The organism is Adonisia turfae CCMR0081, from assembly GCF_011009555.1.
Classification (GTDB): domain Bacteria; phylum Cyanobacteriota; class Cyanobacteriia; order Phormidesmidales; family Phormidesmidaceae; genus Leptothoe; species Leptothoe turfae.
Genome location: NZ_QXHD01000004.1, coordinates 2766850 through 2773349 on the forward strand (window position 1 = coordinate 2766850; position 6500 = coordinate 2773349).

General features: G+C 49.5%; 5 protein-coding genes, 1 pseudogene and 1 other annotated feature. Of the genes and pseudogenes, 4 read left to right on the forward strand and 2 right to left on the reverse strand.

Features of this window, described 5'->3' with window-relative positions:
• Together DXZ20_RS16155 and DXZ20_RS16160 are read right to left on the reverse strand one after the other, a co-directional pair.
• Positions 1–1195, reverse strand: a 1195-nt coding sequence (locus tag DXZ20_RS16155) for a class I tRNA ligase family protein (RefSeq protein ID WP_163703511.1), incomplete at its 3' end; no start/stop codon positions are given.
• Between the two features lie 66 nt (positions 1196–1261).
• Positions 1262–1527: a binding site (T-box leader), on the reverse strand.
• 349 nt (positions 1528–1876) lie between these two features.
• Positions 1877–2527 (reverse strand): pyroglutamyl-peptidase I, encoded by a 651-nt coding sequence (locus DXZ20_RS16160; protein WP_163699270.1) that lies wholly within the window; start codon positions 2525–2527, stop codon positions 1877–1879.
• Positions 2528–3129: 602 nt separating this feature from the next.
• Between DXZ20_RS16160 and DXZ20_RS16165 the strand changes: the two genes are divergently transcribed.
• The 4 genes and pseudogenes from DXZ20_RS16165 to DXZ20_RS38240 all read left to right on the forward strand — a co-directional run bounded on the left by DXZ20_RS16165 (position 3130) and on the right by DXZ20_RS38240 (position 6368).
• Positions 3130–3369 carry an NADPH-dependent FMN reductase family protein gene (locus tag DXZ20_RS16165; RefSeq protein WP_163668305.1) on the forward strand — a complete coding sequence of 80 codons (240 nt, stop codon included), beginning with the start codon at positions 3130–3132 and terminating at the stop codon, positions 3367–3369.
• Between the two features lie 25 nt (positions 3370–3394).
• A complete protein-coding gene (locus DXZ20_RS16170) occupies positions 3395–4816 on the forward strand; it encodes an MATE family efflux transporter (protein WP_163699272.1) in 1422 nt (473 codons plus the stop codon).
• Between the two features lie 466 nt (positions 4817–5282).
• Positions 5283–6240, forward strand: a pseudogene (locus DXZ20_RS37510) (reverse transcriptase domain-containing protein); the annotation flags it as partial.
• Positions 6240–6368, forward strand: coding sequence for a hypothetical protein (locus DXZ20_RS38240; protein ID WP_284681678.1), 129 nt, complete (start codon positions 6240–6242; stop codon positions 6366–6368). The pseudogene DXZ20_RS37510 and the gene DXZ20_RS38240, both read left to right, overlap by 1 nt.
• Positions 6369–6500 lie beyond the last annotated feature (132 nt).

Here is a 6500-nt window from a genome sequence, read left to right on the forward strand (position 1 = left end):
GCCGATCCGCGTCTTTGAAAAATTTGCCGGTGTAGGGACCGTCACCCGCCGAGGCCGCTAGCAGTTTCACCTCTGGATAGACTTGTCCCAGCAGATCAACTGAAAACAGCATGGGCAGCTGATATTTACGACCCAGGTCCAGGTCACCGTAAGCCGGGGCAATGTGTAGTACCCCAGTGCCTTCATCGATCATGACGCTATCGTCACCCCAGACTCGAAACGCATTGGTGAGGTCTTCTCCGTCGGGGACTCGCCCTTGTAAGATCGGGGCATAATCCAGACCCACCAAAGATTCCCCTGAAAAGGTTTTGAGGGTGCGGTAGTTTCCTTCACCAAAGACCTGATCCGCCAGATCCTGCGCTAAAAGGTAGAAATCTTTTTGGGTCTCCTCGCCATGCTGGGTAGGGGCTTCAAATAGGCCATAGATTGCCCTGGGGTTGATTGCGATCGCAACATTCGCCGCCAGTGTCCAGGGGGTTGTGGTCCACGCCAGTAAGTAGACCGATCGCTGGCTATGCACCTCATCTAACCAGCCCCGCTCTATTAACTGACGGGTTTTAACCGGAAATTTCGGATAAACTGAGGGGTCCTCAGCATCTCGATATCCCTGCGCTACCTCATGATCCGAGAGACTGGTGTTGTTGCGTGGACAATGCCAGGTAGCTCGATAATCTTCAAACAGCAGATCCCGATCCCACAGCGACTTCATCAGCCACCAGCAAGACTCAATATACGTATTCTCGTAGGTGACATAGGCATTTTCAAGATCCAGCCAGTAGCCAATCCGTTCGGTCATGGCCTGCCAATCTTGAATACGCTCGAACACAGACGCCTTGCAAAGTTCATTAAACTTGGCGATGCCAAAGGCTTCAATATCTGATTTTTTAGTAAACCCTAGGCGCTTCTCGACTTCTAGCTCCACCGGCAAGCCGTGGGTATCCCAGCCGCCCTTGCGGACAACACGATGACCTTGCATGGTTTTGTAGCGAACAAACAGGTCTTTATAGGCCCGAGAAATGACATGGTGCACACCCGGTTTACCATTGGCGGTGGGTGGGCCTTCGTAAAATACAAAATTGCCTTGGGGGGCTGGTTTATCTACCGACTTTTGGAAGATATGGTGCGCTTTCCAAAAAGCTATAACCGTCTGCTCCAGGCTGGAGAAACTGGGCGTTTTTTCAACATCGCGAAACATGATTACCGCACTCCCTGTGGGTATAGAGCCGTTATAAAGTCGGCAATCGCCAACCTTATTCCTCCACATTGGGGCGCTGAGGTGAGCGCGGTACCACCCAATTTTGCCAACGCTTTGCAACGTCGGTCTTTGCAGCTACTCCCAAATGGGAAGAGCCTCCTGCTATAACGTGCAGGCCACGGCCCTGTCTACTCGAATGCGATCGCGAGCGATCCTTCTTTTGGAGGGCGGCTCAGGGAGGATATTCATTTTTGCCGTATGGTCAGGCTCACACCATCCCTGACTCGCTCTACACCGACACAAAAATTACTCTTTCCCATCAATGCCTTTGTTGGGGTTAGACCACATCTAGTTTGAAAACTTAAGTTTTTCCCGTAGGTCAAACGACTAGGTCTGGATGTGGTCAAGGTTTATTTAGATTTTTCCGATTATAGCGAATGAAAACTCAAGTTGCGAGTAGTTAACCAAGAAGCTGCGAGATGCCAATTCGTTTTGTTTTCCAGCTTAGAGCCAAACTGCACTCTCAGTCTGTTGCTTGTCAGATCACTTTAATATTTCTGTAATGGCACACTGCAGGAGTTCAGTGATAGTCGGCAGCACTGTATAACTTTCCGGTTGAACGGCTGCAAAAACCTTTGCTACAGCACCGACCAGCTTTGTTAGCTCGCTCCAACCGGGTTGTTAGACCGCGCTTAGTTTTGAATTAATCATCTGTATTTGTCTACTGATAATTAGCGAGAGAGCTTGACGGGTCATCTCCATTGGCATAAATGGTGACTCTGCCCAATACTTTATGACCTGCTCTGGCAGTACTGGAATGTGGACAAAACCAACTTTCATGTCAGATTTACGAGTTTCCCTCCAATGAAGAAAGTGATAAAAAATCTGATTGCATAAATGAGTTCCACAATCATTGGAAATTCTAGCTGGAATATTGCGGCTTTCTAGCAAGGAAACTAAACTATCTTGCTCTAGCAAAGAATTCCAGTAAGCTATGGGAGCATTTGGGACAACCTTCTCACCTTTTGGTGCATTACCTGCTCTGTCCAATGTCACAAAATATCTTAAATTCTTTGCCATTCGTTCAAGAGCTATCCGGTTGTAGCCTCGTGCTTGACCAATCCCAATGCAAAGATCAGGCGAGACGACTTTGAGGGTTTCATCGACTACCTGCCTAAGACCGTTGGTATTACCAGGCATAATCTTGAAATCAATGTAATGAAGGTACTGACTAAGCTCTTGAGTGGGATTATCACGCAGCGAAACCACAACTGACTCTGACGCATTCAACCCATCATCATTTGGCTCAAAGCCAGTGATTAATACTCTCATCTCACAACACCATCTCAGCAAAAGTCTAAACTGACTTAACTTTAAACACTCACAGATAGCTTTTAAGCCACCGTCACCACTGAGGTCTAGCGGTCTAACGGTCGTGTTCAGCGGCAACAATCAACCTTTATGCTACCCCAGGATTTCCATATTGTCCGCTGCAAACGGTTGTGTACGCTCGGCATGGGCGTGAACTAATGGGGTGAAAGTCCCCTGTAGGAGGCCCGCCCAAATGCTCGAAAGTCATAGGAGCCGAGAGACGAGTACTACTAGCTTAAGGCAAGGGCGCTCTCGCGAGGGAGGGGCTGAAGGAAGCCAACGGCAAATCTGCGAGCCGACGTAGGCGTAAGACTTCCTGAAGGGTACAGAAACGTCTTAGAAGGCCCGGATTCCCAGGTAAGTTGGCACAACACAACGAAACCTAGAGGTCCAAGGAACAGGGTAAATGACGCGATTGTGTAGAGACTGAAGTGACCCCAAAATCGTTATCAACCATTAGTGAGAATGTGCAAAAAATCGGAGAAAGCTGCAAGATATCAAGACTTAACCCACTGCATACTCCTAGGTATCTGCTGAAATATCGTTCAAGGAACGAGTTGCACATGTCACATATTTTGCATCGCGACTCTAGCCTAAGAGAGAGAGGAAGTAGCTATGCCGCTGGCACAGACCTCGTCAGCTATGGTTTCCAAGAACCTTATCTGCGTGCGGTTTTGGGACTTATTGGCGTGAGCGACATCACGTTTATTCGTGCTGCAAACTCAAACGAAAGAGAAGATTCTCGTCGGCAGTCTCTAGCTAAAACTCATGACTTAATTCGCCAGATGACAACAACTTGGTAGCGACAAGGGAAAGGCGGGCTTTACGATGGCTTATCAAACGGAATCACTCCTCCCTGTCGCAAAAGTTGACTGGCGAGGCAAACGTCGTGTGGATTATCGAGGCATTTTGCTTCTTGCGTTTCCACTGTTTCTCAGTAACGGGGTTCAAGCTGTTCTGAACCTTACAGACTCTTGGTTTATTGGACGCCTCTCGACCGATGCGATCGCTGCAATGGGGGCGCTGTACTTTCTTATCCTGGTACTGTTCGTCCTGTTTGGTGGGGTCGGCATGTATGTACAAACTTTAGTGGCTCAAGCCTATGGAGAGGGTAAATATCATCAGGCCGCCCAAGCGGTTGGGGCCGGATTTTGGGGTGCACTCTTGCTCACCCCACTGTTCGTTCTACTGGCTATTTCAGGAGTTGAGTTGCTTAAGCTGTTTCAATTCTCTCCAGTCGTTGAGCAGCTAGCCATCGACTACTGGATACCCCGTCTCTTGGGCTTGACAATCGCAATTATAAATTTAGGATTGACCGCCTTCTTCAATGGCGTTGGTAGAACTACGATTACGCTGTGGGTATCGATCGCCATTGCCCTCCTCAACGTGGTTTTGAATGAGAGCTTGATGTTTCAGTTGGGAATGGGAATGGCTGGGGCCGCATGGGCGACAACCCTTTCGCTCATGGCTGGCATGGTGCTTTTTCTCTGGGTTTTTCTCAGCCGTGAGATTCGTCAAGACTTCCAATCTCATCGGATTTGGAAGCCCCAGTGGCAAGCGATTCGCTATCTTTTTGCGGTAGGTCTTCCACTCGGGTTTCTTATGACCGCCGATTTAACCGGGATTGCCTTCTTTCAAATCATGCAGGTCAAGCTTGGTGTCGTACCAGGGGCTGCTACCCAGGTTGTCATGATGCTGACCTCGACGGCCTACATGCCAACGCTAGGTATCGCGCAGGCAGGAACAACCTTGGTCGGACAGTCAATTGGAGCAGGTAATCGCCGCTGGGCAAAGCGATTAGGCAATATAGCGATCGCCTTATGTGTGCTGTACTCGATTTCAGTGAATGTCTTACTTGCCTTTAACGGGCAGTGGCTAATACCCCTATTCGTCACGACGACTGATGCCCACGTTGAAGCCGTTATTCAACTGAGCCAGACATTACTCTGGCTAGCCGTTGTCTACAACGCTTTTAATGCATTGAATATTGGCAGCGCCTTTTGCCTTCAAGGTACCGGCGACGTCAAGGTGCCGAGTCTGTTTGCTGTTCTATTGAGTTGGTTGGGCTTTGTGCCACTCACTCATATCCTGACATTTGAGCAAGGAGAAGGGCTGGTTGATTTTCTGCCACAATTAGGAGTAGGTATCTTTGGTGGATGGAGCGCCGCAATCCTATTTACTCTGCTACTGAGTTCATTTCTATTTTTGCGATGGCGATTTGGAGGCTGGCAAAAAACTAGTTCGAGATAGAGCATAGCCTACTGATTAGGTGCAGTTTTCTCGCAAATGTCCTCTGGATAAGCACCTGAAGGTTTAACTGAGGTAGTCCAACGATCCCCATCACCCGCTGCAGATAACCTCTGCATCATACCGACTCACTTACTGCGGTCGGCGTGCATGGGCGTGTGTACGCCTGGCATGGACGTGAACTAATGGGGTGAAAGTCCCCTGTAGGAGGGAGGACCCCGTCCAAATGCTCGAAAGTCATAGGATCCGAGAGACGAGTACTACTAGCCTAAGGCAAGGACGCTCTCGCGAGGGAGGGTCTGAAGGAAGCCAGCGGCACATCTGCGAGCTGACGTAGGCGTAAGACTTCCCGAAGGGTACAGAAACGTCATAGAAGGCCTGGATTCCTGGGTGAGTTGGCACACCACAACGAAACCTAACGGTCCAAGGAACAGGGTAAATGACGCGGTGGTGCAGAGTGAAGTGAACCCCTGGCTTTTCAGAGTCAAGTTTTGGGAGTCGTCCACAGCGCTCTGCTCATGGAGCAATCAAGCAGATAAAAGGTTACCTCAAAGCGGGTTATCGCATCGCCGTAGATTTGGACTTGGAGAAATTTCTCGATACGGTCCAGCACGACGTTTTGATGGCCCGGGTGTCACGGAAAGTGCGCGAAAAAGTGCTCTTGACGCTGATAGGCCGCTATCTGCGAGCAGGCGTAATGGTGGATGGCATCATCCAGTCAACAGATTGGGGTACCCCTCAAGGATCTCCCCTTTCACCGTTGCTCGCCAACATATTGTTGGATGATCTCGACCAGGAACTGGAGACACGAGGCCACCGCTTTGTTCGGTATATGGATGACCTGGTGATTCTGGTCAAAAGTATGCGAGCGGGAAAGTGGGTAATGGCTAAGATCAGCCGATATCTCACCCAGAAGCTGAGGCTGAAGGTGAACCGGCAAAAGTCACAGGTGGTGAATGTCCATGCCTTGGAATATCTCGGGTTTCAATTTCAAGGGAATCCGGGTGTATTGGTCAGATAAAGCCTTTGCAGACTTCAAACACCGACTGAAGGGATTAACAGCCTGCAGTTGGAGAGTCTCAATGGACTACCGCTTGGAGCGCATAAACCAGTATCTGCGAGGCTGGATGGGCTATTTTGGCATCTCACAGTATTATCACCCGATACCCGAGCTCGATGGTTGGTTGCGACGGCGCATCCGGATGTGTTACTGGAAACAGTGGTGCAGACCGCGTACTCGCATCAGCAAGCTTTTGGCCCTCGGGACAGATAAGCGCCATGCGATTTTGACGGGCATTAGCCGACGAGGCTATTGGCATTTGTCGAGAACGTTGGCGACGCAAACTGGGATGACCAATGAGTGGTTAGAACAACAGGGATTGTTGTCGATACGTGACTTGTGGATGAAAGCCCAGGGCTACGTTTGATGACACAGGTTAGTGTTTGCTCCGTGATGCTGAACCGCCCGGTGCGGACCCGCATGCCGGGTGGTGTGGGAGGGGGGATTCGTGAGGATTCTCCCTATCCCGATTATGCGGCGATCGCAATTGATTAGCTCAAAAACAAAGCATACATTGAGACTTACATCTGTAACTTAGATGTAATAGATCAAACTTCATCTGACAGAAGGGAGTTATCTGACACTTAGAGATGTGTCAGGTTGTGTTTGATTTTTAACACTCTTTTC